32 protein-coding genes are annotated in these 24669 nt (G+C 57.1%); 12 read left to right on the plus strand and 20 right to left on the minus strand.

Features of this window, described 5'->3' with window-relative positions; all coding sequences use genetic code 11:
* Positions 1 to 122: 122 nt before the first annotated feature.
* On the minus strand, positions 123 to 935 hold the full coding sequence (gene thiD / locus FKP33_RS02010; protein WP_127606206.1) for a bifunctional hydroxymethylpyrimidine kinase/phosphomethylpyrimidine kinase: 813 nt from the start codon (positions 933 to 935) through the stop codon (positions 123 to 125).
* Positions 936 to 1131: 196 nt separating this feature from the next.
* On the opposite strand from thiD, the gene FKP33_RS02015 reads away from it, so the two are divergent.
* Positions 1132 to 1788: a thiamine phosphate synthase gene (locus FKP33_RS02015; protein WP_054797702.1), complete on the plus strand. Its 657-nt coding sequence runs from the start codon at positions 1132 to 1134 to the stop codon at positions 1786 to 1788.
* The gene (thiO, locus tag FKP33_RS02020) at positions 1785 to 2954 is read left to right on the plus strand and encodes a glycine oxidase ThiO (RefSeq protein WP_141333816.1); all 1170 of its coding nucleotides are present in this window, start codon (positions 1785 to 1787) and stop codon (positions 2952 to 2954) included. Before FKP33_RS02015 ends, thiO begins: the two co-directional genes overlap by 4 nt.
* Here thiO and FKP33_RS02025 read toward each other — a convergent pair.
* The gene (locus FKP33_RS02025; RefSeq protein WP_127606212.1) at positions 2944 to 3609 is read right to left on the minus strand and encodes a tetratricopeptide repeat protein; all 666 of its coding nucleotides are present in this window, start codon (positions 3607 to 3609) and stop codon (positions 2944 to 2946) included. The genes thiO and FKP33_RS02025 overlap by 11 nt on opposite strands.
* A gap of 138 nt (positions 3610 to 3747) precedes the next feature.
* Here FKP33_RS02025 and FKP33_RS02030 point away from each other — a divergent pair, with 138 nt between their 5' ends.
* Positions 3748 to 4053 (plus strand): hypothetical protein, encoded by a 306-nt coding sequence (locus tag FKP33_RS02030; RefSeq protein ID WP_230876125.1) that lies wholly within the window; start codon positions 3748 to 3750, stop codon positions 4051 to 4053.
* A gap of 66 nt (positions 4054 to 4119) precedes the next feature.
* On the opposite strand, the gene FKP33_RS02035 is transcribed toward FKP33_RS02030, so the two are convergent.
* From FKP33_RS02035 to FKP33_RS02065, 7 genes are all read right to left on the minus strand, one after another.
* Positions 4120 to 4479 (minus strand): hypothetical protein, encoded by a 360-nt coding sequence (locus FKP33_RS02035; RefSeq protein WP_236595977.1) that lies wholly within the window; start codon positions 4477 to 4479, stop codon positions 4120 to 4122.
* 241 nt (positions 4480 to 4720) lie between these two features.
* Positions 4721 to 5089: a hypothetical protein gene (locus FKP33_RS02040; protein WP_230876126.1), complete on the minus strand. Its 369-nt coding sequence runs from the start codon at positions 5087 to 5089 to the stop codon at positions 4721 to 4723.
* 77 nt (positions 5090 to 5166) lie between these two features.
* On the minus strand, positions 5167 to 5433 hold the full coding sequence (locus tag FKP33_RS02045; protein ID WP_141333817.1) for an ROK family protein: 267 nt from the start codon (positions 5431 to 5433) through the stop codon (positions 5167 to 5169).
* A 256-nt stretch (positions 5434 to 5689) separates the two neighbouring features.
* Positions 5690 to 6928 (minus strand): efflux RND transporter periplasmic adaptor subunit, encoded by a 1239-nt coding sequence (locus tag FKP33_RS02050; protein WP_054797699.1) that lies wholly within the window; start codon positions 6926 to 6928, stop codon positions 5690 to 5692.
* Between the two features lie 51 nt (positions 6929 to 6979).
* Complete coding sequence (locus tag FKP33_RS02055) at positions 6980 to 8569, minus strand: DHA2 family efflux MFS transporter permease subunit (protein ID WP_141333818.1); 1590 nt, start codon at positions 8567 to 8569, stop codon at positions 6980 to 6982.
* Between the two features lie 35 nt (positions 8570 to 8604).
* Positions 8605 to 9258, minus strand: a complete 654-nt coding sequence (locus FKP33_RS02060; protein ID WP_141333819.1) for an efflux RND transporter periplasmic adaptor subunit — start codon at positions 9256 to 9258, stop codon at positions 8605 to 8607.
* A 22-nt stretch (positions 9259 to 9280) separates the two neighbouring features.
* A complete protein-coding gene (locus FKP33_RS02065; protein WP_181410021.1) occupies positions 9281 to 9721 on the minus strand; it encodes a MarR family winged helix-turn-helix transcriptional regulator in 441 nt (146 codons plus the stop codon).
* 205 nt (positions 9722 to 9926) lie between these two features.
* Between FKP33_RS02065 and FKP33_RS02070 the strand changes: the two genes are divergently transcribed.
* From FKP33_RS02070 to FKP33_RS02075, 3 genes are all read left to right on the plus strand, one after another.
* Positions 9927 to 10358 (plus strand): MarR family winged helix-turn-helix transcriptional regulator, encoded by a 432-nt coding sequence (locus FKP33_RS02070; protein WP_054797696.1) that lies wholly within the window; start codon positions 9927 to 9929, stop codon positions 10356 to 10358.
* A gap of 124 nt (positions 10359 to 10482) precedes the next feature.
* Entirely contained in the window at positions 10483 to 10659 is a 177-nt protein-coding gene (locus tag FKP33_RS26910) for a hypothetical protein (protein WP_164751755.1), read from the plus strand.
* A gap of 160 nt (positions 10660 to 10819) precedes the next feature.
* A complete protein-coding gene (locus tag FKP33_RS02075) occupies positions 10820 to 11017 on the plus strand; it encodes a hypothetical protein (protein WP_054797694.1) in 198 nt (65 codons plus the stop codon).
* Between the two features lie 56 nt (positions 11018 to 11073).
* On the opposite strand, the gene FKP33_RS02080 is transcribed toward FKP33_RS02075, so the two are convergent.
* Positions 11074 to 12282, minus strand: coding sequence for an MFS transporter (locus FKP33_RS02080; RefSeq protein WP_141333821.1), 1209 nt, complete (start codon positions 12280 to 12282; stop codon positions 11074 to 11076).
* A 173-nt stretch (positions 12283 to 12455) separates the two neighbouring features.
* Between FKP33_RS02080 and FKP33_RS27415 the strand changes: the two genes are divergently transcribed.
* A complete protein-coding gene (locus FKP33_RS27415) occupies positions 12456 to 12584 on the plus strand; it encodes a DUF6254 family protein (protein WP_219996633.1) in 129 nt (42 codons plus the stop codon).
* 117 nt (positions 12585 to 12701) lie between these two features.
* Here FKP33_RS27415 and FKP33_RS02085 read toward each other — a convergent pair whose 3' ends face one another.
* Positions 12702 to 12980 (minus strand): small, acid-soluble spore protein, alpha/beta type, encoded by a 279-nt coding sequence (locus tag FKP33_RS02085; RefSeq protein WP_127606225.1) that lies wholly within the window; start codon positions 12978 to 12980, stop codon positions 12702 to 12704.
* A gap of 112 nt (positions 12981 to 13092) precedes the next feature.
* Here FKP33_RS02085 and FKP33_RS02090 point away from each other — a divergent pair, with 112 nt between their 5' ends.
* Positions 13093 to 14040 (plus strand): SPL family radical SAM protein, encoded by a 948-nt coding sequence (locus FKP33_RS02090; RefSeq protein WP_141333885.1) that lies wholly within the window; start codon positions 13093 to 13095, stop codon positions 14038 to 14040.
* Here the strand turns inward: FKP33_RS02090 and FKP33_RS02095 are convergent.
* From FKP33_RS02095 to FKP33_RS02105, 3 genes are all read right to left on the minus strand, one after another.
* Positions 14037 to 14801, minus strand: a complete 765-nt coding sequence (locus FKP33_RS02095) for an ABC transporter permease (RefSeq protein WP_127606229.1) — start codon at positions 14799 to 14801, stop codon at positions 14037 to 14039. The genes FKP33_RS02090 and FKP33_RS02095 overlap by 4 nt on opposite strands.
* On the minus strand, positions 14794 to 15546 hold the full coding sequence (locus FKP33_RS02100; RefSeq protein ID WP_141333822.1) for an ABC transporter ATP-binding protein: 753 nt from the start codon (positions 15544 to 15546) through the stop codon (positions 14794 to 14796). Before FKP33_RS02100 ends, FKP33_RS02095 begins: the two co-directional genes overlap by 8 nt.
* A gap of 152 nt (positions 15547 to 15698) precedes the next feature.
* Positions 15699 to 16718: an FUSC family protein gene (locus FKP33_RS02105; protein WP_141333823.1), complete on the minus strand. Its 1020-nt coding sequence runs from the start codon at positions 16716 to 16718 to the stop codon at positions 15699 to 15701.
* Between the two features lie 22 nt (positions 16719 to 16740).
* On the opposite strand from FKP33_RS02105, the gene FKP33_RS02110 reads away from it, so the two are divergent.
* Entirely contained in the window at positions 16741 to 16929 is a 189-nt protein-coding gene (locus tag FKP33_RS02110; RefSeq protein WP_127606235.1) for a hypothetical protein, read from the plus strand.
* Positions 16930 to 17252: 323 nt separating this feature from the next.
* Here FKP33_RS02110 and modB read toward each other — a convergent pair whose 3' ends face one another.
* Both modB and modA read right to left on the minus strand, forming a co-directional pair.
* Entirely contained in the window at positions 17253 to 17930 is a 678-nt protein-coding gene (modB, locus tag FKP33_RS02115; RefSeq protein ID WP_372813360.1) for a molybdate ABC transporter permease subunit, read from the minus strand.
* A gap of 2 nt (positions 17931 to 17932) precedes the next feature.
* The gene (gene modA / locus FKP33_RS02120) at positions 17933 to 18709 is read right to left on the minus strand and encodes a molybdate ABC transporter substrate-binding protein (RefSeq protein WP_127606333.1); all 777 of its coding nucleotides are present in this window, start codon (positions 18707 to 18709) and stop codon (positions 17933 to 17935) included.
* Positions 18710 to 18902: 193 nt separating this feature from the next.
* Here modA and FKP33_RS02125 point away from each other — a divergent pair, with 193 nt between their 5' ends.
* On the plus strand, positions 18903 to 19847 hold the full coding sequence (locus FKP33_RS02125; protein ID WP_141333824.1) for a helix-turn-helix transcriptional regulator: 945 nt from the start codon (positions 18903 to 18905) through the stop codon (positions 19845 to 19847).
* 43 nt (positions 19848 to 19890) lie between these two features.
* Positions 19891 to 20610, plus strand: a complete 720-nt coding sequence (locus tag FKP33_RS02130) for an HNH endonuclease (RefSeq protein WP_244932920.1) — start codon at positions 19891 to 19893, stop codon at positions 20608 to 20610.
* Between the two features lie 85 nt (positions 20611 to 20695).
* Here the strand turns inward: FKP33_RS02130 and FKP33_RS02135 are convergent, their stop codons facing one another.
* The 3 genes from FKP33_RS02135 to FKP33_RS02145 all read right to left on the minus strand — a co-directional run bounded on the left by FKP33_RS02135 (position 20696) and on the right by FKP33_RS02145 (position 22375).
* Complete coding sequence (locus FKP33_RS02135) at positions 20696 to 21199, minus strand: hypothetical protein (protein ID WP_141333825.1); 504 nt, start codon at positions 21197 to 21199, stop codon at positions 20696 to 20698.
* A 136-nt stretch (positions 21200 to 21335) separates the two neighbouring features.
* Positions 21336 to 21998 carry a CPBP family intramembrane glutamic endopeptidase gene (locus FKP33_RS02140; protein WP_141333826.1) on the minus strand — a complete coding sequence of 221 codons (663 nt, stop codon included), beginning with the start codon at positions 21996 to 21998 and terminating at the stop codon, positions 21336 to 21338.
* A gap of 95 nt (positions 21999 to 22093) precedes the next feature.
* A complete protein-coding gene (locus FKP33_RS02145) occupies positions 22094 to 22375 on the minus strand; it encodes a DUF1294 domain-containing protein (RefSeq protein WP_141333827.1) in 282 nt (93 codons plus the stop codon).
* Positions 22376 to 22650: 275 nt separating this feature from the next.
* Here FKP33_RS02145 and FKP33_RS26915 point away from each other — a divergent pair, with 275 nt between their 5' ends.
* A complete protein-coding gene (locus tag FKP33_RS26915) occupies positions 22651 to 22794 on the plus strand; it encodes a hypothetical protein (RefSeq protein WP_164751756.1) in 144 nt (47 codons plus the stop codon).
* 89 nt (positions 22795 to 22883) lie between these two features.
* Here FKP33_RS26915 and pruA read toward each other — a convergent pair whose 3' ends face one another.
* Entirely contained in the window at positions 22884 to 24449 is a 1566-nt protein-coding gene (pruA, locus tag FKP33_RS02150; protein WP_141333828.1) for an L-glutamate gamma-semialdehyde dehydrogenase, read from the minus strand.
* Positions 24450 to 24669: the final 220 nt, after the last annotated feature.

Genomic DNA, 24669 nt, shown 5'->3' on the forward strand with positions numbered 1-24669 from the left:
TCCCCGCTTTTTCTTTTTCCATTTCGACCATAACAAGATGGCCGGGAACGAGACGATCAAAAGAACGATTAACAATACTGCCTGCATCAAGTATTCGTAGCTCATATCGGTCTCCTTCTGTGCTAGGCCCGGCCGGAGGCGTTCTCGCGGGAATAGGCCCAATGATTGGTCGGCCCGTGTCCACCGCCGATCCCCAACTCATCGCGAATGGCCAGCGTAATGAACCGTTTGGCCGTATGCGCCGCTTCCAGCAAGCTGCGTCCCTTCGCCAGTTCCGCACAGATCGCCGCCGAGAACGTACAGCCCGTTCCATGCGTATGACGCGTCTCATACCGCTGCGCAACGAGCAGATGAAACGTCTCGCCGTCGAACAGCACATCGGTCGGCTCGCCGCTTCGGTGCCCGCCCTTCACGATCGCCGCGCCGGCCCCGTGCTGCCGGACCAGCTGCCGCGCCGCTTCCTTCATATCGTCCAGTGAACCGATCGTCAATCCGGTCAGCACTTCGGCTTCCGGAATGTTCGGGGTGACGACGGCCGCGAGCGGCAGCAGCTTGTCCCGCAGCGCGTTCTGCGCGTTCGAAGCGAGCAGGCTGGCTCCGCCTTTGGCCACCATGACCGGGTCGACTACCAGCTTCGTTAAACCGGCTTTGCGGATGCACGAAGCGACCACCTCGATCACTTCCGGCTGCGACAGCATGCCGGTCTTGGCCGCATCCGCTCCGATATCGGATAAGACGGCGTCGATCTGCTTCTCGATCCCTTCTAGCGGAACATCGTATATGCCGTGAACCCCGAGCGTGTTTTGCGCGGTGATCGCCGTGACCGCAGACATGCCGAACACGTCGAGCATTTGGAACGTCTTCAAGTCCGCTTGAATCCCTGCGCCGCCGCCGCTGTCCGAACCGGCTATCGTTAACGCTTTATGTACCTTCATGACTCTTCAATCCTCTCCGCCCAATCCTTCCTATTAGTTTAGACCTCCGGGCCTTCCCTCGTCAAGGCTGTCATCCGAGCCGAAAAGCAAAGTTTTCGTGATCATTTTTTGACAAGTGGAACAAACGCTTTGACGCCGTAAAGCCCCAGCGTTATGATGAAACTACGATGAAAATTCGGAAAGGTTCGATTGCCCTATGCCGACGTACCCCTGCACGCACGAACTTCATTTGGTCACCACCGGCCGCCAAGAGCTGGAAGACGTTGCCGCGATCCTGCGGGACTGTCCGGTTGCGATGATCGACGTGCTGCACATCCGTGAGAAACACCGCTCCGCGCGCGAGCTCATTCGCTGGTACCGGACCCTCAAGCCGCTGCTGCCGCATACGGCCGTCCTGCTGAACGACCGCTTGGACGCGGCACTGGCTGTGCAAGCCGACGGCGTCCAGCTCGGCGGAGGCAGCTTGTCGCCGGACGAAGCGAGAGCGCTTGCGCCGCAGGGCATGCGGATCGGCCGCTCGGTCCACACACCGGAAGAGGCGGTCGAAGCCGCCCGGGGAGGGGCGGACTTCGTCCTCTACGGCCATGTCTACGAGAGCGGCTCGAAGCCGGGATTGGCGGGACGCGGCCTTGAAGCGCTGACGCGCGCCGTACAAGCGTCGCCGATCCCTGTGATCGCCATCGGCGGCATCCGGCCGGAGCGCGCCGAAGAGGTGCTGGCGACGGGCGCAGCCGGAGTTGCGGTTTTGTCGGGCGTGTTCCTGCATGAGAAGCCCGGCGCGCAAATCGAGCTGTTCCGGCAAGCGATCGATCGGACGAAGCCATTGCAATTGCCAAGGAGAGGATTCCTATGACCACCGTCTCAAATTGTACCCCTGTTAGCCCGGACGCCCCTTCGGCGATTATCGTCGGAGGCGGCGTCATCGGAGCCGCCATCGCCTACGAGCTGGGCAAAGCGGGCTTCGCCTGCACGCTGCTTGATAAAGGAGGCTGGAGCCAGGAAGCTTCTACCGCCGCGGCCGGCATGCTGGGCGCGCAGGTGGAAATCCATCAGCCGGGACCATTCTACGAGCTGTGCCGCGCCAGCCAGCAGCTGTACCGCCCCTGGGCCGAAGAACTGGAAGCGTTGACGGGCATCACCCCGCAATATATACCGGAAGGCATCGTCAGAGCCGCATTAACCGAAGAGGATGAAACGGAACTGCGCAGCCGGCTGACGTGGATGTCCGATGCACGATGGATGAGCCCGGAGGAGATGCTGCAGCTCGAATCCGAGCTGACGCCTGCCGTCCGCGGCGGGTTGCTTCTGCATGCCGACCATCAAGTCCATCCGGTCTGGCTGGCCCGGACGCTGCGCGCCGCGCTCGTACGCCAAGGCTGCCGCATCCGCGAGTGGACCCCGGTCACCCGTCTGCTGACCGACTCCGGCAGCGGACGCGTGAACGGCGTCCATACGCCGGAAGGCGGGCTGACGGCCGACTTCGTCGTCCTGGCCGCCGGCGCCTGGAGCTCGTCGTTGACCGAACCGCTCGGCTTAACGCTGCCGATGTTCCCGGTCAAAGGCCAATGCCTGTCCGTGCGCACCGAAGCGCCGCTTATCCGCTCGACCGTCTTTACCAAAGGCTGTTATATCGTGCCGAAGAACGACGGCAGCTACATCATCGGCGCCACGCAAGAACAGGTCGGCTTCGATAAACGTGCCACAACCCGCGTCATTGCCGATCTGTACGACAAAGCGGCGGCGCTGCTGCCGCGGATAGCCGAAGCCGAATTCGTGAACACCTGGGCCGGACTGCGTCCGGGCACGGAAGATGAGCTGCCGTTCCTCGGCGCCTGGGACGGCGCCCCGGGTCTGCTGCTCGCGACCGGCCATTACCGGAACGGCATCCTGCTCGCTCCGGTCACCGGCAAGCTGATCGCCCAGCTCGTGCAAGACCGTCCGACCGAAGTCGATCTCACGCCTTACTCGCCGGCAAGAGTCGCCGCGCCTCGGGCCGCTGCGGGCGCCATTACGATTTGAACCTGGCGAGCAGCGCCCAGCGCCGCTCGAAGCGACGTTTGTATTTGGGAAGCCCCCGGTACAGTTCCACCGTCTCCCGGAACGCACGGCGGGCTTCTTCTTCGCGCCCGAGCTCCTTATACAGCAGCCCGAGCCTGTAGTAGGCTTCGCAAGAAGAGGAATTCACTTCGCGGAATTTCTCCAGGTACCCGACTGCTTTCTCGGGATCGGTTGCGGCGTAAGCCTCGCCAAGCCGCAAATACGGCTCGCCGTACTTCACGCGTGGATTGATGTCCAGCGCCCGCCGGATTAAAGCTTCGCCGTCTTCCCGGTGGCCGCGCTTTAATTGGCAGATGCCCGATTCGCTGAGCACATCCGCCGAATCGTCCATGATGCGCCGTACATCTTCCAGCAGCTCGAAGGCAGCGTCGTACTTCTTCTGCTCCATATAAATACGGGCGATTTCCAGCTTCGTCGACGTGTGATGGGGACTCATGCGCAGCTCGTCGCGCAATCGGCTGAGCCGGCGGATTCGCTGCAGCGGCTTGAACAAGCTGGGCGTCAGCCCGATAAAGCGCCGCTCCAAGACGTATAGAACGATCAGGAGCACAAGGAGCGCTACGAACGGATTTCCTGTTAACCACCATAGTAAGGAAAAAATCAGAACTTTGCTCAAGAGGCATGCCTTCCTTTCGTCTATCGTGACCGCGCCGCATTCCGGAAAAAAGGATGGCGGCCGAGTCGCTTATAGCCGATTGTACCATAAGTTGTCAATGATTGTTACCATACGAACGAAGCAGGGGGACGACGCGATATGAATGAAAGCGCCGCAGTCAAATGGAGTAAAACAAGACAAATGGGCAAGGCCAAATATGTGATGTTTCGAGGCGTCTTGTTGTGGGGCGTTTCCCTGACCGTGCTGTTCACGGCGATAGAATGGATGACGCAGCATACGATGCTTACGTCTTGGCTGACCGTTCGCCTGATCGTATTCGGGATTATCGGATTTCTCATCGCCAATGTCCGCTGGGACGGTCAGGAACGAGCTTACTTGGCCCGGACGAACCACCATCAAGGCAAGCCCGGGACCAAGTCGCCGAACAAACCGAAGCGCAAATAAACGCCATATAAAGCCCGGCAAAAAAAGGAGCACCCGTCGCCAAGACCGGTGCTCCTTCCTGTTCGTTCACGCTTCGACTTTGAGCTTCTTCGCTTCTTCCAGCATGCGGCGTACATCTGCCCGTACGGTGCCGAAGCTGAGCACCTGCTCCTTGAACGTTTCCCGGGCGCCCCAGTGCGTTTCGCCGTGCTTATCCTGAAACAGCGATTCGGTCACATCTACGTAAGCCGCATGCAGATCGTTATCATACCAATCGATATCGCTGTCAGCGTCCTTCTTCAACAGCATCACCATATCAAAATCGTTATCCTTCGAGTCTGAGAAAAGCGCCACATAGGTTGACTTTTCGCCTTCTACGGATACCTCCACATCGGCGCAAAGCCGATCGCTTCGCTCCAGCACGCGTTTGCATTCGGCATTCTTCACGTCGTGCAACGGCCATACCTCCCTTATGAGAGCCTTCGTCCTCAACAGTGTCCCACTGCCGGCCGCCCCTTATGCACAGCAAACAAAAAACCCGCAATCCGAGGATGGCAGGCGTCAAAGGAATATATATTTTAAAAAGGGGGTCTTCCTTAGTATAGCCGGGTTACATTAACGACCTGTTATAAACAGATTACAGTTTCGTTACAAGGTATCATTACAAGGGCCGGAGCCGGGCCTGTTCTTAATCCTCATCGTCGAAATCGACATATTCCTCCCGGGGCGGATCGCCGCCTATTTTCTTCTTCATCGCCAGCTGTGCAAAAAACAAGAGCACTTCGTTGTTGACAAAGGATACCCCTAAGCCGAAAATGCCGAACATGCGGGCGAAGTGCTGCTCCGTTCCCGGGAATACCGACGCCCACCACCAGACGGCTGAAGCGGTAATCGCTATATTGACGGCCGAGCCTGCCAGGAAGGACAGCAGGAGAAGGCCTGTTTTCCACATCAATAAAATGCCGACAAGCCCCGTCAACACGAAGCCGGCTCCTATCACTACCCAAAATATCGTATCGTACGTCAAGGGTCGTTCACGCTCCCAAATCCGACTCATTCCAAACATCTCGCCTTCCCAAGGTTAACATGAAAGCGAAAGCGGGACAACCGTTTGCCGAATCTGTCTAAAAGTTGTCAAAAGCTTGCGGCAAGGCGGGGACGCCGCCAGTCGCTTCTCCCATCTACGTACATGCGCACGTCGTTGTTGACGAATACCGGCAGCCCGCCGAGCACCCGGCTCAAACGCGCCGCCAGCGGAAAGCCGCACCAGCCGAGGTTGGCGGCAAAGACGCTCGTCCCCGTCACATGGTCAACGAAGCCCGGTACGCCGATGCCGATGCCGACGCCTTCAGGCGCCAAGCCCGTCTCCTGCTGCAGGCGGACGATCGCTTCCGCCTGCACAGCACGACCCCATCCGCGCCCCCACGCTGCGCGTCCGTTGCGATTTTTACCAGGCTGACCGTGGCCCCCGTCTCGTTCGCAACGCCGATGACCATGTTCGTTCCACCAATACCGACACCTATGTAATGCTTCACCGGCTTCTCCCTCTGCTCTGATCTTGAAGTCTTCTTCTTCCGACCGGCGCTCCCTTCGCTCGGTTTTATCAAATTTCAGTTCATTTTATTGATGTTTTCAATCCAATACTTCAATCTCTTTCTCAATTGCGTATAACCGCTTTATCTTGATCCTTCAGACCCTGCTGACCGGATACGACCACCTGCTCGCCTTCCTTCAAGCCGCTCAACACCTCGCGGCCGTTATCCGAACTGCGCCCGAGCGTAACGCTCCGCTTCTCGACATGATCGCCGACCAACACGAACACGTAGTTGTCGACGCCTTCCTTCACTATGCCTGCGGACGGGACCGTGAGCGCTTGCCGGTTCCCGTCGTCGCCAAGCTGCAGCTTCACGCGCATCCCCGGCTTCAGCTTGCGGTCGGGATTCGGAGCGCTCAGCTCCAGCACGTACGTCTTGCTAGACGGACTCATGACATCGGCCAAGTAGGTTACGGTGCCGGTGAAGCTGTCGGCCGAGCCTTGAAGCGTGAACGTCACTTCCTTCCGGCCGGCCAATTGCTTGACCGCTTGATCGGTCACGTCGGCATGGATCTTGATCGGGTCCAGCTGCTGCACCACACCGGCGGCAAACCCTTGCGGCACCGTCATTCCCGGCTCGGGCGTCAATTCGGTCAATATGCCGCCGATCGGCGCCTTCACTTCCACATCGGCTAACGTATCCTCGATATCTTTCATCGACAGCTCAGCGCTCTGGAGTTGAATCCGCAGCGGCGCAAGCGGGTCGGTCGATTCGAGCCCCGCAAGCTGCTTCTGCGCCGTATCGAGGTCAAGTCGGGCCGCCTTCCATTGCGTCTCGATTTTGTCGACCTGCGCCTTCGTCGCCGTTCCCGCGTCGTAATCGTTCCTCACACTGTTGTACGACTTCTCGATATCGGCAATTTGCAGGCTCAGCTTCTCGACCGTATTGCGCAGCACCTGCTTGTTCGTCGATAACTCGGCTGCGTTCTTATCGAGCTGCGCTTGTAAATTTTCGCCGGATAGCCTCGTCTTCTCCAGATTGCGCTCCATATCGGAGGCATCGAGTCTGAACAACACGTCTCCGCGGTTGACGTTATCGCCTTTCTTCTTCAATACCTCGACGACGTCCCCGCCTAGCTTGGAGATGATGTTGAGCTGCGAGGATGCGACGATGTCGGCCTCCTGCTCCAGCTTGCCGTCGATCTCAGCCGTCGCCGCCCGCGCTACCGTGACGATCTTCGCTCCGTCCGATCCGGCGGAAGCGTTCGAGCAGCCCGCTGCGGCAGCTCCGGTCAGCAAGACCATGAGTACCGCCAGCATAGCTCGCGACGCGGCTTGTTTATGATTCGTTGATTGTGCCATCTCCAGATTCGCTCCTTTGCTTCGCCTGTTCCGTTCCTGTCGGCCTTCCCGTTATTCGCCCATCATCGGCATGCCGGGTTCGCCTTTGCGCTTCTTTTCCTTGATCAACAGCGACAGCGCCAGCGCCACCAGCGATAGAGCCGCCGTTAAAATAAACACGTCGTCCAGCGCCGTGATCGTCGCTTCGATTTGCACCTGCCCGGCCACGTAGCTGAGCGCGCTGGCCCTGGCCTGCGACGCCGATTGCCCGAGCGCCACGAACGAGTTCTGCAGCCGGTTGATTTGATCCGTCACCGAAGTAGAGAACATATTAAGCTGCTCCGCATAGCTCGCGCTGTGGAAATTCCGGCGGTCCGTGAACAGCATCGACAACCAGGCGATGCCGAACGCACCGCTGACCTGACGGATCGTATTGGACAGCGCGGTTCCTTGCCCGACTTTGTCCATCGGCACCGTGCTCATCCCCGCCGTTTGCATCGGCATCATCATCAAGCCCATTCCGGCGGCCCGCAGGCACATCCAGAAGACGATCGTGCCGTGCGACGTTTCCATGCTGAGCTGCGAGGTCAAATACAACGCATAAGCCGTGATCAGCATGCCGATAACCGCAATCGCTTTGGCCCCGATTTTATCGTATAACGCTCCCGCTATCGGCATCATGAACCCCGACATGAGCGCCTGCGGCAGCAGCAGCAAGCCGGTTTGGACGGCAGATAGGCCGGAGACGCTTTGCAGGAAAATCGGCAGCAAAAATAACACGCCCATCATGATGACGGTGACGAGGCTCGAGATCGACACGGTGAGCGTGAACGTCCAGTTTTTCATCAAGCTCAAGTCAAGCAGCGGGTCCTTCACATGGAGTTCAATCGTGATGAATGCGATCAAGGAGACAAGGCCTGTCAAGACGAAGGCGAGCACCTCGTGATCCGTCCAGCCTTTCTCTGACACGAGCCCGACCCCGTAGAGCAGCGAAGCGAGTCCGAGGCTGGAGGTCAGAAAGCCGGCAAGGTCGAAACGCCGTTTCACTTCCGATTTGAACTCCCTTAAGAAAGCTGCCGATAAAAATAAGTCCAAAATGCCAATCGGCACATTGATCGTAAAAATGAGCCGCCAATCCAAATATTCGACGATGTAACCGGACAACGTCGGACCGGTAGCCGGAGCGAACATAATCGCGATCCCGAACATGCCCATCGCGATACCGCGGCGCTCCACCGGAATCATACGTAAAATCATCGCCATGCTGATCGGCATCATCGCGCCGCCGCCAACGGCTTGCACGATCCGGAATACGATCATCGCGTTGTTGCTCCAGGCGATGCCGCAAAGCCCCGAACCGATGGTAAAAATAGCGAGCGAAATCACGTACATTTTCTTATAGCCGAAACGATCGCCCAAAAACCCGGTTGCCGGTACCAAAGCCCCGCTCACCAACGCATAGGCGGTAACCACCCACTCGATTTGCGACTGGTTCACGCCGAAGACGGACATCATCTTCGGAATGGCGACGTTGACGATACTTGTATCGAGGACGGCCATAAACACCCCGAGAATTAGCGCCACCATCGCGAATCCAGGTAATTTGGCGGCGGCTTGGGGCGCCTTACCCCCTTTATTCTCCTGTTCATTCTGAGCGCTCATCGTCTGCTTCCCCCTTACCGCTCACGTGTCTGTTGCTATTTCTCGATTTTCACCGTCGCGTTCAAACCGGGAATAAGCCGCTTGCCTTGATAATCGTCGATGCTGATTTTAACCGGAATGCGTTGAATGACTTTCGTATAATTGCCTGATGTATTCGAGGACGGCAGCAGCGAGAAGGAGGAGTTCGTCCCCAGCCCGATTTTCTCTACGCGCCCGGTGAAGGTTACATCCTTGAACGCATCGATCGTAAAGGTTACCCGATTGCCGACCTGCACTTCCGTAATATCGGTTTCCTGCAGATTGGCCGTGATGTACAAGCGGTTCAAATCCGCACTCATCGCCAGCGTTGCGCCAGGGGCCACCGTTTGGTTCTGGACGGCGTTCGATTGAATGAGCGTCCCTTGCTCGGAAGCGACGATTTCCGTTGTAGTGGCCGGTGAATTTCCGCGCGACGGGGACGTTTCCACGATCCCGAGCACGTCGCCCTTAGCGAACGCCTCGCCCTCCTGATAACGCCACTCCAGCAATTTGCCCGCAGACAGTGAACCGATCGCCCGCAGATCGCCCTGTACCTTCGCATCTTCCGTGCTTATGTATTTGCTCGATTCCCGGTAATAGTAATAACCGCCAGCACCGCCGCCGATGAGCAGCACGGCCAACACGGTAAGAAGCACCGCTTTTTTCTTCATCTTGTCGAGCTCCCTTCAACCCTTATCGCATATCTTGTCGCGTATCTTGTAATGAAGATGTCATTTTATGAAGAAGATACATGAACTGCTCTTGTTCCTCCTCCGGCAAGCTGCTGAGCAACTGTGTCAGCAATTGCCGTTTACATTGCCAAACTTGCTCGACCTGCCGTTCCGCCATCTCCGTCAGTTCCAGCCAGACGACCCTGCGGTCGGCTTGGTCACGGGTTCGACCGATATGACCGGTCTGCTCGAGCCGATTCACAGCCAGCGTCGTCGCGCTCGCCGAAATCTGCAAATCGTCTGCCAGCTCGTTCACCGCGGCACGCCGCTTACGGTACAAGGTTTGCAGCAGAACGACCTGCTGTCTGGACAGTTCGGGCGGGACCGCCCACTTCCGGGTTTGCCGGAGTACGACATGCAGAAGCTCCTCGAATTGTTTGATGCGATGATCCGCTTCAGCCAAACAGTTCCCTCCTCTAAAATATTTAGGATAAAATAGTTTATGTATGAAATCATTTAGTTGTAAAATATCACAGGAAATTTGTACCGTCAATTAAAATATTCATGATCGGCAGCAACTTTTTTGAAACCTGCCGCCAGTTCTTGCGTATTATCCTGCAGCGGGCTTTTTTACCCGTTGATTTCTTATGTTTATACAGGGGGTTCCCATGCCAAACCGTCAAGATTTGTACGAACTGGAAGTAACGTTTCGCCAATTAATGCGCAGAATTCGAGGAAGCTGGAACCGCTTTGAAATTCAAGGGGTCTCCGCTTCACAAGGCATCATACTAGAAAAATTGGAGAACGAAGGACCGTTGAAGGTTTCGCAAATCGCTGACGCGCTTTGGATTACGGCAGGCGCCGTCACCTCGTTGTCGGACAAGCTCATCTCCGGCGGTTTCGCCAAACGGACCCGTTCGGAGGAAGACCGCCGCGTCGTCTATCTGGAAATAACGGAGCAAGGGCGGACGATTACCGAATCGCTGAAGAAGCACCGCAAGCAAGTGGTGGAAGGTTACTTCGGCAAGCTATCGGATGAGGACGTGAAGTATTTGACGCGAATTTTCAAGAACATACTAAGCGACACGGAAACGTTATAGAGCGTCTCGAAGCCGGGGTGAAACCGCTCGATAAAGCGCTTAAATTTAGCGTCCTTCCTTATCATCTTTTGTGTGATGCGTTCATAGAATGATAGCATCCGGGAAAGGGAAGGAGCTGCTTGCAATGGCCCAGCTTATCGAATTTTTGATGTGGCTCATGTTGTTCGCCTCCATTACGCTCGCGTTTGCGATGATGCTGCTTGAATTCATTCTGCGCGATACGACGGAATACGATATGGAATTTCTTTGGAACCATCAATATACGCTGCAAGATTTACATCTCGACCGCAAGGATTCATAGGATAGCGGAACGTTGGCGCCCGATTTCGTTCGGCCGTTCTTGTTCTGCGCTCGCCGGTCGGCAAAACCGCACAATAAAAAGCCCGGAGTACGCGCAGATGCGCGAATCCGGGCTTTCCTGGTTATTGGGGTAACGCTGCGCCGCGCGAGCCGGACGGTGCGTGCTCCGCGGACGGAAGCTTCCCGGTGCGGACAAGCACGTTCTGCAGCGCTTCGGAGACCTGGGCGTCGAACTGCGTGCCGCTGTGTCTGCGAAGTTCTTCGCCGCCGTCTCGACGGACAGCTTCGGCCGCAGCTTACACCCGCTTCCCTTATGGTGTCAACAACAAGAAACCCTTTCAACCTGCGGCTCCGGTTGAAAGGGTATTTCGCTGTGTCCATTCCGTTACACGGGTAAAATTCAAGTCCCGGCCGCTTACACGCGGGGACTCGAAACGTTCGCCGCCTTCGCACGGAACCGCATCCGGGATGCGCCGTACACCAGGGCCAGCAGCAGCACATAGAGCGTCACGAGCACCCATAACGCAACCGATACGGACAGTTGGTCCATACACCACCCGGTCAGCAGCGGGATGAGCGCCCCGCCCACGCCGCCGGAGGCGATCAGTATGCTGGTTATCCGTTCTTCCATGCCCGGGAAAAATCCATTCGCGTACACGAGCGCAACCGCAAACATGCCCGACATCAATAGCCCCAGCAGCAGCACCAGCGCATAGCTCGAGAACACCGTATCGGCCATGGCGAATAAGCTTAAGACGGCGGCCCCGCTGGCGCAGCTGACCAGCAGGTAACGGGCTTTTCCCCAGCGGCCGGCCAATTGGGCGGCGAACAGCCGTCCGACCGCCATCGCGCCCCAGAAGCAGGTGACGGAAAGCGCGCCGATCTCCGGCTTCACACCGACATTTTCAATCATAATGGACGGCAGGAAATTCGCGACGCTCATCTCCGCGCCGACATATAAAGCAAAGATGACGATAAACAAAGTCAACAGCCCGATCAAACCGCCGGGAAGACCTTTGAACGAAGGCACGGCGCCCGCCTGCACGGCGTTCGACGCCGATTTCGCCATCACAGCAGACATTCGCCCGAGCGGCAGCACGGCCCATAACACGAAGACGAGCAGCGACAGCAGGCTTAAGGCGAGAAATGACCCCCGCCACCAGCCTGCGGCGATGAACAACGACACCAGCAAAGGCATGACCAGGGCGCCGACGCCGAAGAACACTTCGATGCGGGCCATGGCGACCGTCTTGCGCGATTCTTCGAAGTGCCCGATCACGACGGCGCCGATGATCGTCTCCACCATACCGAATCCGAAGCCGGCGAGCGGAGCGATGGCGAGTACGATTCCCCATGGGGGCAGCGTAAAGAAGACCATTTCGCCCAAGGCCATGCAGAACAGGCTAACCAGCAGAGCGCCCCGCTTGCCCAGCTTCTGACTAAACCACGGACCGGCTAACACGCCGATTAAAAATCCGAAAAATTGCAGGGCGACGAGTTGTCCCCCCGCGCTGTAATCTTTCCTGTAATGGGCAAGCAGCTCGGGCATTAAAGCGCCGATAATGACATGCGCCAAGCCGATGAGCAAATACGATATGCATCCTGTCCAAAAAAACGTTCTCACTTTCCAGCCTCCGTCCCCGTTGCTCCTTCTACCCCCTGAATCTTCACTTTAACGGATCAAAGCATAGATTACAACAACGTTTGCGGAGTTTATGAAGAATAAAGGACCGGCCCTCCCGCCATCCTAAAAAGGCAGCACCTTGCTTCTATATCCGAGAAGGGACGTGAAAGAAGATGAGCCATTCCAAACGCCGCCAGGAAAACGAGTGGAAAATCCGCAAGCAGTCCCCGCATCCCCACGGTAAGATCAAGTCGCTTGCCGAATATTCGGACGAATACGATGCCCGGCATTCGCAGCAGTAAGCGGTCGTAAATGCAAGCTGCTCGTGCCCTGCGTAATTGTAACGAACAGGTGTTTCGCACCAAAGCACACCTTCCCGCCCGGGAGGTGTGCTTCTTGATCATCGCGGCGCTAACCGTTTATTTTCCTGCCAGCCGCTCCTGCGCCATCCGGATCATCTCGCGCACCATCGCGCCCCCGATTTGCCCGCCGATTTGCCCGGCCTGCTCCGTAGACAAATGGCCGTTGCCGTTCGGTTGGAGCGGGATGCCGAGAGATCGGGCCACCTCGTACTTGACGTTGTCCGGTTGCGCGGAATTCGTGCTGTATCCCTCCCTGCGCATCACTTCGGCCTTGAATTGGTCCAGGGCGTAACCGGCCCCGGGCACAACGGTTCTTCTGCTTCTTCTTCTGGCCATTCTGCCATCCTCCTTACCGTTTTGCAGTTCTTGTTGCAAAGGAAGTAAAGCTGCGATATGATAAAAATAAGAACATATGTTCTTGTCAATCCTTCCTTTCGAGGTGTACGATATGAGAGCGAACTATGAGCCGATAAACGCGAAGCAGGTTTTGAATCCCGTCAAAAGTCCCTCGATGCCGTTCGACTGGTCGATTAACCCGTACCGCGGATGCCAGCACGGTTGTAGTTTCTGTTATGCCAGGTCAACTCATACATTCCTGGGATTGGATACGGACGATACCTTCCAACGCCATATCTTGTTCAAGCAAAATGCGGCCGCGGCGCTGGAATCGCAGCTGGAACGCATGCTTCGCCAGAAGAACGGACGAAGCCGCATCGGCAAAGTGGCGATCGGGACCGCCACCGATCCTTATCAGCCGCTCGAGAAGAACGAGCAGCTTACGCGCCAATGCCTTGAAGTGTTGGCCGCCTATCATATTCCGGCCAGCATTACAACCCGTTCCCCCCTTGTTTTACGGGATGTGGACCTGCTGCGGAAAATTCCCGGCTGCACCGTGAACGTAAGCGTGAACACGCTGGACAAATCGGTATGGCGCAGCTTCGAGCCGATGTCGCCCGCGCCCGAACCGCGACTGGACACGGTGCGCCGCTTGCGGGAGCATGGCGTGGACGCCGGCGTGTTTCTGGCGCCGATGCTGCCTTGGATCACGGACGGGGCCGAGCAATTGGAGCCGCTCGTCGGGCGCATCGCGCAAAGCGGCGCCACCTTCGTAATGGGCTCCGTCCTCCGCTTGAACACCGCCGCGGTGAAATCATGGTTTTTTCATTCGCTTCGCCTGCATTACGCTCCGCTAGTAAGCCGGTATGCGCAGCTGTATGCAGGCTCGCCGTCGGCGCCGAAGCCATACCGCGAGCAGGTTATGGAACGGCTGGACCGCCTGCTGCAATCGAACGGGCTAACGGCCTATAAACCGCTGTCGGGTCAGCATACTAGTCCGAGCCCTGACAACGCAAAAAACACCGAACAACGTCCGGTGCAGCTGGCTTTCGATATTTAACGATTCGCATCCTCCGTGACCCTAAGCCGGGAGTCGGCGGTAAACCATAACTTATAGCTGATCAGGCTGAGCAGCATCGCTGTCAATGCGGCCGAAGAAGCCAGAATGAACATGATCAGCACCTGGTAGCGCACCGCTTCGATCGGGTCCGCCCCGGCTACGATCATGCCGGTCATCATCCCCGGGAGCTGTACCAGTCCGACGGTTTTCATCCCGTCCACCGTCGGAATCATGCTGGCGCGAACCGCACGCTTCAGCGAGCCTTGAACCGCCTGCCGGGCCGTAGCTCCCAAGGCGAGCAGCGTCTCCATCTCACCGCGCGACGTCTCCATCTCGCGCTTCATTTGACTCAAGAACAAGCCCGATACGATCATCGCGGTGCCGATCGTGATGCCGCTGATCGGGATTATGTATTGGGCAGTCGGTTCAATCATGCGCAGCACGAGCAGCAATCCGATCGTAACCGCTTCAGTGCAGCCGATCGCCGCCGCGATCCGAAGGCGTAAGCCCTTCAGCCGTTTGGCCCGTCCGCCGGCATTCCATGAGGCTACGCCGATCATCATCAGCACGAGCAGCACGATGAGCGCGGGATGCCGCGAATCGAATACGAAGTGCAGCACATAACCGATGGCAAGCAGTTGAACGGCGGAACGAATCGTGCCGATCGCAATTTCTTTCTCCAATCCGAGCTTCTGGCGAATGGATAGAACCATTGTCACCGCCACGAAGATCAAGGTGCAGGCAAGCGCGGCGTTAGACATTCGCTTCATCCTTTCCGGCCGCAGGCCACTCGATGAAGCGACGAGCCGGTTCCGTTTCCGGTTGCCGGAAGAACGACGCCGTATCGCCCTGTTCCAGCAGCTGTCCATCGGCCATAAACCAGACGCGATCGCTGACTTGCTTCGCTTGCTCCAAATCGTGCGTGATCCAGACGCAGGCGGTGCCCTCCCGCTCCGACCACGCGTTCAGCCACTGTTCGACGGCGCGTTTGCTGCCGGGATCCAGGGATGCCGTCACTTCGTCCAGCAGCAGCACGTCGGGACGGGCAAGCAGCGTACGAACCAGGGCAGTGCGCTGCTTCTCTCCGCCGGACAGCTCGGACGCCGGCTTGCTCCAGGCGAGAGCTCCGAGGCCTAATGCCTCCATGCACGTGCGGGCAAGCTCCCGGTCAAACGGGGTGCCGTGCAAGCGGCTGACCGTCCGCAGGTTGTCCTCGACGCTTCCGGTCAACATCACGGCCTGCTGCGCAACGTAGCTCACCTTAGCTCTCCATTCCTGCGGCTTCCAATTGTCGGCTGGCTGACCGTGCAGCGATAGACCGCCTTCGTCCATGGCGTCCAGCCGGGCGATGATACGCAGCAGCGTCGTTTTGCCTTGCCCGGACACGCCGAGCAAGGCTACCCGCTGACCGCGATGGACCTCTGCGGTAATCCCTTGAAACAAATAACGGTCGGGGGCTTCGTGCCGGCGTTTGGATAATTGATCGATCGATAAGAAAACAGTCAAAGAAAAGGACCTCCCGATTAAAAGATCCGTCACGATAACATCGATTCGTGATACATACAGATCATTATAGGCGCTTATCTGCGGGAATGCACCAGTTTAGAATAAATCCGCCAAGAGAGAAATCCGGGAACTTTCCTCTTGCCCCTTCACTGTTACGAGCCCCGGTGGTATTGTTCCACCAGCTTGTCGAGCCTGCCGATCTGGTAGCCGTAATCGAAGAGCGACGCAGCCACGATTGCCAAGCGCAAATCCTCGTCCGGGCGCTCCCGGTTCTCCGCCATCATTTCGCGCATAAACCGGTTGCTGTCGGCTTCCACGCGCTCGATTTCCGGCGGCTCGGTTTCCTTCAGCTTTTCATCAAATTTCAGCAGCACATGCTCGTGAAACTTAATGAGCTTCTCCAGATGCCGGTCGAAGGCCTTATCAATCTCCTCGCTCCGGTCGGCCTGAAAATAATGCTGCTCCACTGCCTCGAGCACATCAAGCCCCTTGCGCAGCGTCGCATGCATCTGCTGGTACACGACGAGATCGCGGATTTTGCTGAATTTGGCGCCCTTCAGCTTCTTGTACTCCTCTTCGAGCAGCTTGAATTTGGCCTCGATTCCGCCGAGCGCGTCCTCCAGCTTCCGCTTCTCGTCGCGAAACACGCTCTCCTTCAGCTCGTCGGACACGGCCGTCCGGAGCAGCAGCGAAAGCTTCGCGAACACGCTTTCGATCTGCGCCACGAACTGTTCCCGAGGATTCGGGGGAATGAAGAAAATGTTGATCAGCGATGCCGTTCCGATCCCGATCAATATTTGCAAAAAGCGGTTCAACGCAAACTGCCATTGGCCGGATGCTTCCATGACCGCAATGACCGTGACAAGCGTCAGCCCGACGGTCTCCTCCATTTTCAGCTTTAAGCAAATCATGATGACCAGCACGCACATAAGCCCGATTGCGAACGGGTCTTTCGATAAATACATACCTGCCCCAAGCGCGAGCACCGCGCCCAGCGTATTCGTCTGCAGCTGCTCAAGAAAGTGGCGCCAGGAACGATAAATCGTCGGCTGCATCGCAAAAATGGCTGCCACCGCGGCAATAACCGGCGAAGAGATGTGCAAAAACGAACTGATGTATAAGGAAACGGTTACTGCAATCCCGGTTTTCAGCATACGCGCGCCGAACGTCACGATGATCCCTCCTTGTGAGCTAATGAACCGTCAGTCGAATCCGGAAGCGATCGTCGCCTCATCTGCGGCGTACCGGACCAGCTCTTCCCCAAGTGACGAGGCTATTATCCCGGCTTCAAGCGCGCAATCGCAGGCGCTGCAGCGGAACGTTCCGCCGCCGGACACGACGATGTATGAGGTCGTAGTCGAGAGCAGCTGCGGCCTGACTTGATGGCCGGCCGACGGCTCCAGCGTGCCCGCGGGAGAACGCGGACTGTTCCCCTTTGGCCGGACCCGGTCAGCAGCGAATCGTATTCGATACGTGCGGCAAGCGGGGCGGCTCTCGGTTGCGGCTGCGCTCGAAACTACATCTGTCTCTAGCGATTATACCGGGCTTAAGCCGCTCTAGCAACCGTCAAATCGGCGGCAGCGGCCTGTATCCGCCCTATCCGGATCCTATCCCAATCTATATCGAAAAGGAGGTTCTCCAGATGCGCTTCGGGCACATGCCGACGCCGCGCTGAAGCCATTAAAGGCTTGCCCGGCGGGCCGCCATTAACGTCGGCTGAAACCCGGCCTGCCCGCCGCGTACAGCATCGCAAAGCTGATCGCGATCATGGCGAAACACCAGAGCCAGGCCAAGCCCAGGTTGCCGGCATCGACCGCGAAGTAAATGGCGGTCGGTACGGTTTGCGTGCGGCCCGGGATATTGCCCGCCAGCATGAGCGTCGCGCCGAACTCCCCGAGCCCGCGCGCAAAGCCGAGCACATAACCGGACACGAGCGAACGCCACGCTAAAGGAAGCGTAATAAACCGCAGCACCTGCCGCTCGCTCGCCCCCATCGAACGGGCGGCATCCTGCAGATCGGCGTCGGCCGACTGAAAACCGACCTTCAACGTCTGGTACACGAGCGGGAAGGCGACGACGACGGCGGCGATGACGGCCGCTCCCCAGCTGAACACGATGGACTGTCCGAAGACGTTCTCGAACAGCCGACCGACCGGACTCTGCCGACCGAACACGACGAGCAGTACGAACCCTACGACGGTCGGGGGGAGCACCAGCGGCAGCATGATGAACGTCTCCACGATCGTCCTGCCCCGGAATTTCGCCAGACTCATGCGCCATGCGACCCAAGCGGCCGCGACGAAAACGACGGCGCTGGCGATTAGCGAAACCTTCAGCGACAAGGCCACCGGCTCAAGGAAGGCAGCCCCATTCATCCTGCTCATCGTTATCGTCCCGGCAGGCGGAAGCCGTATTTGACGAAGACAGACGAAGCCGCTTCAGACTGCAAATACGTGTACAGCCGCTTCGCTTCCTCCGGATGCTTCGACGCTTTCACCAAACCGATCGGATATTCGATCGCGCTATAGCTTTTCGGGTCGATCGTGAACGCCACCTTCGCCTTCGTGGACGCCAGCGCATCGGTTTTATAAACGATTCCGGCCTCCGTGTTGCCCGTCTCCACGTAACTCAGCACTTGCCGGACATCCTTGGCATATACGATCTTCGCCTGAACCGCATCCCACAGCTTCTGATATGTAAGTGCTTCCTTTGCGTAGGCGCCGGCCGGTACCGATTCCGGTTGACCGACCGCAAGCTTTTTCACTGCAGGCTCGGCCAGCTGTTCGAGCGAGGCGAGCGATACGCCGCCGTCCGCCGGAACGACGACGACGAGCTCATTGGTCAGCAGATTCGATTGCCACTTGCCATCGATAAGCCCCTTCTCGAGAAGAGCTGCCATTTGCTTATTCCCGGCGGAAATAAACACGTCGCTCGGCGCCCCCTGCTCGATTTGCTGCTGCAGCGTGCCCGACGCTCCCAAATTAAAAGTCAGCTTGATGTCGGGATTATGGAGCTCAAAGTCGGCTTGAACCTCCTTCAAGCTGTCCGTTAAGCTCGCAGCCGCCGATACGACCAGCTCTACCTGAGGAGCAGGCTTCCCGGCCGTACACCCCGTCATCGTCGCAACCCCAAACAGAATCAAACAAATGAATATCCTTCGCATTAACCCAGTCATCCCCTTCGCGCCCCCATTCTTTTTACTTTCATGTCTCGAATTGTAGCACAACCTAAGTTCTATTTAAATATATTTAGTTATAATTAGTTATGTTTAATTATAATCAACGCGAACATCCCTTCGGCCATCGCTGGAGGGATGTTCTTATTTTCGGTATAATAGCCTTAAGGCGGTGAAGCTGTTGTCCCACGAACTTTCGTATACAACCGAAGACATTGCAAAAATTTTAAAAATATCCAAGCTCACGGTGTACGATCTGATCAAAAAAGGCGAATTGCCCGCGTACCGGGTAGGCCGCCAAATGCGCGTCGACGCCGACGACTTGGAACGATATAAGGCCAGAGCGAAGGGCGGGAACCTGCGTCCGGCCGTCCCTCAGCCCGAGACCGTGCGTCTGGACACGATCCGCGAGACGGCGGGCGTCAGGCCGCTTGTCATTACCGGACAAGACGTGAGCCTCGACATCTTGACGAAGCATATCGAGAAGCGGACGAAATCGTACCGGCCGCTGCGTTCCCATGTCGGAAGCCTGGACAGTCTCATCGCGATGTATCAAGGCCAAGCCGACATCGTCAGCACCCACCTGCTGGATGGAGATACGGGCACGTACAACGTCCCTTATGTCCGCAAGCTGCTGACCGGCCATGCCTACGTCGTCCTCAACCTTGTCGTGCGGGGGGCAGGTTTATATGTGCGCCGCGGTAATCCGAAGCGGATCTTGGGTTGGGCCGATCTCGCAAGAGACGACATCCGGATCGTGAACCGGGAAAAGGGTGCGGGAGCGCGCGTGCTGCTCGACGAGCAGCTGCGGCTGCATGCCCTCTCTTCCCGTGATGTGAACGGTTACGACGACGAGGAGTCGAACCATCTGGGCGTGGCCGGCAAAGTGGCGAGCGGGGAAGCTGACGCCGGTGTCGGCATCGAGCGGGCAGCGTCGATGGTGGGCGTCGATTTCATTCCGCTTATTCAGGAGCGGTATGATCTGGTCATGCTGAAACATCCGCACAATGAGGAATGGATCGGACTGATCACGGAAATTGTCCGTTCGGATGCTTTCAAGAAAGAGCTTCGTTCGATCCAGGGGTACGATCTTACGCATACGGGGACGGTCATGTATGAGTGTTGACCGCTGCAATATGTCGAAACGAACATCAAGTCGAGGTGAACACGTGGATCAAGAGCTGAACCAAGAGCCAACGGAACCGTATACAGATGCGGAGCTCCCGTCTCATAAACGATGCGCGCACTGTCAGGAAATGAAGCCGCTTACCGACTTTTTGCGGCGAACCGGCAGACGTTCCGGCAAATCGTCCCGCCGCGGCGCATGCCGCGCTTGCCGGATGGAACGCAAGCCGCAAAGCGGCGAAACGCCGGGCCAAGAAGCGAGGGCCCGAAAGCGGCCCCGCTCACGCAAGCGGGCCGCCGCCCGGCCAGCGGCTGAGGAGGCGCTTGTTCTTACGCCGAAGCGGCGGATCAGCCGGCCGCTGCCTATCCCGCCGCCAAGGCCCAAAGGACCGGACGTGTCTGTGCTGCGGGTCAACCGCGAAGGCTTCGTCTGGATGCGGGGCCGCACGGATAAAGGCCGCCGCTGGCAGCAGGAAACGGATCTTGAAACGGCGGTAACGCTTGTGCGGGAGTTTGCAGCCGTCGTCGTCAACCGGCATACGATTCGTCGCGTGTATACCAATAGAATGTTCCGCCTTTACATTTTGACGCGCGACCACTACACCTGCCACTTCTGCGGCGAATACGGCGATACGATCGATCATCTGCTCCCCCGTGCCAAAGGCGGTCACACGACGCCCGTCAACTGCGTCTGCGCCTGTCACATCTGCAATCAGGAGAAGGCGGATCGCAGCCTGGATGAGTTTATCGTATCCGAAGATTAGCCATGCCAAAGACCGCCCGGATTCCTTCCATCCCGGACGGTCTTTTCTGTTTGCCAGCGGCGCCGCTCGCCGGTTGCCGACCAGCTTACGCCCCGCTCTTTCTCTTCATCAGGGTCCAAGCCCCCGCGACGATCAACACGATGCCAACGATCGGTCCATTGACCATCCATTGACCGAAGAGAGAACCGACGGCGAATACGGCAAAAAACAGGACCGACAGCACCATCAAAATGTTGATCGGAATCAGCAGCCACTTGTTTCGGCCGCCGAGCCAATAAAACTCGAACAGCCCGATCGCAACCGCTAAAATAAACCCGGGCCACATCGTCCCCCAGCTATCGAACAGCATGGAGATTTGGCACACGATCCCCGCCGTAAACAAAATGCCCCCGGGAATCAAGAGGCCCGCTCCCCGCGGCGCCGTCATCGAGAAATACAGCCAGTGGAAAAACAATCCTAGCGGAATGACGAATAAGCTCGGCCAGAAATAACCGAAAATGTCGCCTGCTCCGAACGTTGCCCCGCGGTTTAGAAACAAGCTGGCTCCCAGCAGAATGAAAACGGCTCCGATGATCGTCCGTTTGTTCATGAGTAGACACTCCTTTATCGCTCCAAGTTCATTACAACCAACTTACCATATCCCGGAACTTGGCGTCCCCCTGCTTGGGTAAGGAAGCCGACTGGACTTTAGTCCAGTATTTGCCGTCTTCTTTGTCGTGCGTATATTACTGCAAATAGATCAAATAAACCGCTACGATACCGCCGTCCGCCAAAGCGTGACTGATGAAGCCTCCGAGCAGCGACCGCTGCTTTCGATACATCCAGCCCCATAATAGACCGGCCATGAACACCAGAAGAACGGCCAGCACATCGCAAGGCCATTCGAACATCGGGACTAACCACAGCAAATGGTACAGGCTGTAGAAAATCGAGGTGAGACCGATCGCCAATCCGGCATGCAGCTGTTTTTCCAGCTTCCGGTACATGTAGCATCTCCAGTAGATTTCTTCCAGGAGCGGATTGACGACGACCAGAATGACGATGTACCAGACCGCGTGCCTGGAGAAGCCCCATGCCTGCAGCAGCGGTTTCAGTTCCGTCACATCAAAGAGAAGAGGCCGCAGCAAGGCCACCGTCATCGGGATGACAACCAGTAAGACGATGCCCAAGATAAGCCCGTATTTCAGATTCTTCTTATGGACCCGGAATCCGAGCTGCTTCAAGTTTTCGGATAACGTACTCTTTTTTTGAAGCAGGCCGTCCGCCAGCGGAATCAGCAGCAGCCACCCGTAAAATAAGGCAAATGTGTAAAGCATGCTGTTCAGTCCTTGCAGCCCTAACAAAATCATCGCCGTCGGCCCGATCATCAGCACAAAGAGACGCATCATCCTTCAACTCCATCCCGTCGTCCTTTTGCGCTTATTGTAACCAATTCCAGCCAGCTCCAACAGGACGAACTTCGGCCGGCATCTCCCCGACCCATTTAGAGCCGCGGATAAAACAACCACTTGAGAAGAAAATACATGCACAGCACGTTGAGAATAAAAATGAAGGGAATGCCTACGGTAAACGATTCATGCTTCGTTTTGTGGCGCCACACCTGCATGGCGATCCACACGCCCGCCGCCCCGCCAAGGAAGGCCCATAGAAACAGCCGTTTTTCCGGCACCCTCCGGCTCTTCCTCTTCGCTTTCATTTTATCGGCTCCCATGACGATAAACCCGATCACATTCACGATCAGCCCATAGATCAGGACCACGTACATTAGCTCCACCGCCTGTTTCCGCTGCCGCCTGTTCTGACAGCGCTTATCTGTTCCGCCCGGCCGGATCGGTTAATCCCGGCTGCGTTCCGAATCCAACATTCGACATTTTTCCGCCAAATTCCTGCTTTCGCATTTCGTTTGCAAAGCCTAAGCGGTACGCCGCAAGCGAGCATACGATAGAGCAAGTCCATACAGAAAGAAGAAATCCGCCATGTGACCGTCTTGTTGGATCGGCCGGATCGGGCCTTAATTTTAGTAAGCGGGGGTGAGGGATCATGATCAAGCTGGAGCACATCCTGAAAGTGCTTGCCGACGATAAAGACATGAAGAAGATGTTCAACGATATGAGCAAGCTGGAAAAGGACATCGATAAGCTCTTCAAAAGCATGGAAAACTTACAGAAGTCGAATAAGCTATGAACCAGCCGCAACTCGCGCAAGGCCATTCCCAGAGCGGAATCCTCCGCCCTGAGAATGGCCTTGCGCCGGTTTACCCGGCGCCTTCGCCGTTACAGCTTCCGGGAAGTCAGTTTCGCTTGCGTATATAACAAGAGGTAATCGTGCCCTCCCGCCTTCGAATCGGTGCCGGACATATTAAAGCCTCCGAACGGGTGAACGCCGACCAACGCTCCGGTACACTTCCGGTTCACATACATATTGCCGCAATGCATCTCTTCGAGCGCATACGCGATTCGAGCTTCATCCTGCGAGAAATACGACCCGGTCAAGCCGAATTCCGTATCGTTGTACAGCGCAATCGCTTCTTTGTAATCTTTAGCTTTGCCGATGGCCAGCACCGGCCCGAAAATTTCCTCCTGCATAATGCGCGCTCTACCGTCCACATCGGTAAAAACGGTAGGTTCAATGTAATACCCGTTGCCTTGCGCTTTCCCTCCGCCAACGAGCAGCCGTCCTTCCGTCTTTCCAATTTCAATGTACGCCAAAATTTTATCGTAAGCCTGTTGATCGGATACCGGTCCCAACGGATAGTTCAGCTCCGGCAAGCCGACCGTCAGTTTCTCCGTATGCTCCTTGACCAGCTGCACGATACGGTCGTACACCGACGCCACGGCAATAACCCGTGAGCCGGCCGAACACTTCTGCCCTTGGAATCCGAAGGCCGAAGCTACGATGGCCTTGGCGGCTTCTTCCAGATCCGCCGTTTCATCGACGACGATGCCGTCTTTACCGCCCATTTCCGCGATCACGCGCTTCATCCAAATTTGTCCTTCGTTCGTCTGGGCGGCCAATCGGTTGATCCGAAGTCCGATTTCCTTGGAGCCCGTGAAGCTGATAAACCGCGTCTTCGGATGCGACGTCAAGTAATCGCCGACTTCCGCCCCGCTTCCGGGAATAAAGTTGATGACGCCGTCCGGCAGCCCGACCTCTTCCATCAGCTCCACAAACTTGTGGGCGATGACCGGCGTGACGGATGCCGGCTTCAACAGCACCGTATTGCCGCTGACAACCGCGGCGGCGGTAATGCCTACGCAGATCGCCAGCGGGAAGTTCCAAGGCGGAATGACGATCCCGACGCCAAGCGGGATGTAGGTCAAGCGGTTTTCTTCCCCTGGGAGCTTCGTTAAAGGCCGGTGTGTATGCGTCTCGCTGAGACGGATCATCTCCCTGCCGTAATATTCCATAAAATCGATCGCCTCGGCCGTATCCGCATCGGCTTCGGCCCAGTTTTTCCCGGCTTCGTACACCATCAGCGCGGAAAACTCATGCTTGCGCTCGCGCATCAGCTTCGCCGCCCGGAATAAATAACAGGCCCGGTCGACCGCCGTTGTTTTTTTCCACGTTTCGAACGTGTTCAAGGCCGCGTTCATCGCTTTCTCCGCCAAGTCTTGAGTCGCCTTGCTCACGTGTCCGATCACTTGATCCACATTCCCGGGATTAACGGAAACGATCTTCTGCTCCGTCATTACCTTCTCCGATCCGATCCGGAGCGGATAATCCCGCCCAAGCTCCGCTTTCACTTTAAGAAGCGCCGCTTCCATCGCCTGTTTGTTTTCAGGCCGCGAGAAATCGGTAAACGGTTCGTTTTGAAAGGGGGTTACGGTATATTCGGTCATCGGGCAGTCTCCTTTATGGTTCAGGTTTGGCCGCTAGGTCCAGACGCAGAATTTCGAAGCTTCGACCGCCACGATCGACGAATCGGGCTCCATGATACAGCTATATTCAACAAACCCCCACTCCATGAATGGGAGACCATGCTGCATACGATAAACCGGATCGGGCGGCAGTTCCTGCTCTTCAAGCTCCGTATGAAGCAGCGGCGAAACGCCGGATTCG

This window comes from Paenibacillus sp. tmac-D7 (assembly GCF_006519665.1).
Classification (GTDB): Bacteria; Bacillota; Bacilli; order Paenibacillales; family NBRC-103111; genus Paenibacillus_G; species Paenibacillus_G validus.

Coding starts and splice junctions, on each gene's coding strand:
- thiD (WP_127606206.1), bottom strand. CDS start 935: ATGAAGGTACATAAAGCGTTAACGATAGCCGGTTCGGACAGCGGCGGC.
- FKP33_RS02015 (WP_054797702.1), top strand. CDS start 1,132: ATGCCGACGTACCCCTGCACGCACGAACTTCATTTGGTCACCACCGGC.
- thiO (WP_141333816.1), top strand. CDS start 1,785: ATGACCACCGTCTCAAATTGTACCCCTGTTAGCCCGGACGCCCCTTCG.
- FKP33_RS02030 (WP_230876125.1), top strand. CDS start 3,748: ATGAATGAAAGCGCCGCAGTCAAATGGAGTAAAACAAGACAAATGGGC.
- FKP33_RS02040 (WP_230876126.1), bottom strand. CDS start 5,089: ATGAGTCGGATTTGGGAGCGTGAACGACCCTTGACGTACGATACGATA.
- FKP33_RS02050 (WP_054797699.1), bottom strand. CDS start 6,928: ATGGCACAATCAACGAATCATAAACAAGCCGCGTCGCGAGCTATGCTG.
- FKP33_RS02055 (WP_141333818.1), bottom strand. CDS start 8,569: ATGAGCGCTCAGAATGAACAGGAGAATAAAGGGGGTAAGGCGCCCCAA.
- FKP33_RS02060 (WP_141333819.1), bottom strand. CDS start 9,258: ATGAAGAAAAAAGCGGTGCTTCTTACCGTGTTGGCCGTGCTGCTCATC.
- FKP33_RS02070 (WP_054797696.1), top strand. CDS start 9,927: ATGCCAAACCGTCAAGATTTGTACGAACTGGAAGTAACGTTTCGCCAA.
- FKP33_RS26910 (WP_164751755.1), top strand. CDS start 10,483: ATGGCCCAGCTTATCGAATTTTTGATGTGGCTCATGTTGTTCGCCTCC.
- FKP33_RS27415 (WP_219996633.1), top strand. CDS start 12,456: ATGAGCCATTCCAAACGCCGCCAGGAAAACGAGTGGAAAATCCGCAAG.
- FKP33_RS02085 (WP_127606225.1), bottom strand. CDS start 12,980: ATGGCCAGAAGAAGAAGCAGAAGAACCGTTGTGCCCGGGGCCGGTTAC.
- FKP33_RS02090 (WP_141333885.1), top strand. CDS start 13,093: ATGAGAGCGAACTATGAGCCGATAAACGCGAAGCAGGTTTTGAATCCC.
- FKP33_RS02095 (WP_127606229.1), bottom strand. CDS start 14,801: ATGTCTAACGCCGCGCTTGCCTGCACCTTGATCTTCGTGGCGGTGACA.
- FKP33_RS02110 (WP_127606235.1), top strand. CDS start 16,741: ATGAACCGTCAGTCGAATCCGGAAGCGATCGTCGCCTCATCTGCGGCG.
- modB (WP_372813360.1), bottom strand. CDS start 17,930: ATGAGCAGGATGAATGGGGCTGCCTTCCTTGAGCCGGTGGCCTTGTCG.
- modA (WP_127606333.1), bottom strand. CDS start 18,709: ATGCGAAGGATATTCATTTGTTTGATTCTGTTTGGGGTTGCGACGATG.
- FKP33_RS02135 (WP_141333825.1), bottom strand. CDS start 21,199: ATGAACAAACGGACGATCATCGGAGCCGTTTTCATTCTGCTGGGAGCC.
- FKP33_RS02140 (WP_141333826.1), bottom strand. CDS start 21,998: ATGATGCGTCTCTTTGTGCTGATGATCGGGCCGACGGCGATGATTTTG.
- FKP33_RS02145 (WP_141333827.1), bottom strand. CDS start 22,375: ATGTACGTGGTCCTGATCTATGGGCTGATCGTGAATGTGATCGGGTTT.
- FKP33_RS26915 (WP_164751756.1), top strand. CDS start 22,651: ATGATCAAGCTGGAGCACATCCTGAAAGTGCTTGCCGACGATAAAGAC.
- pruA (WP_141333828.1), bottom strand. CDS start 24,449: ATGACCGAATATACCGTAACCCCCTTTCAAAACGAACCGTTTACCGAT.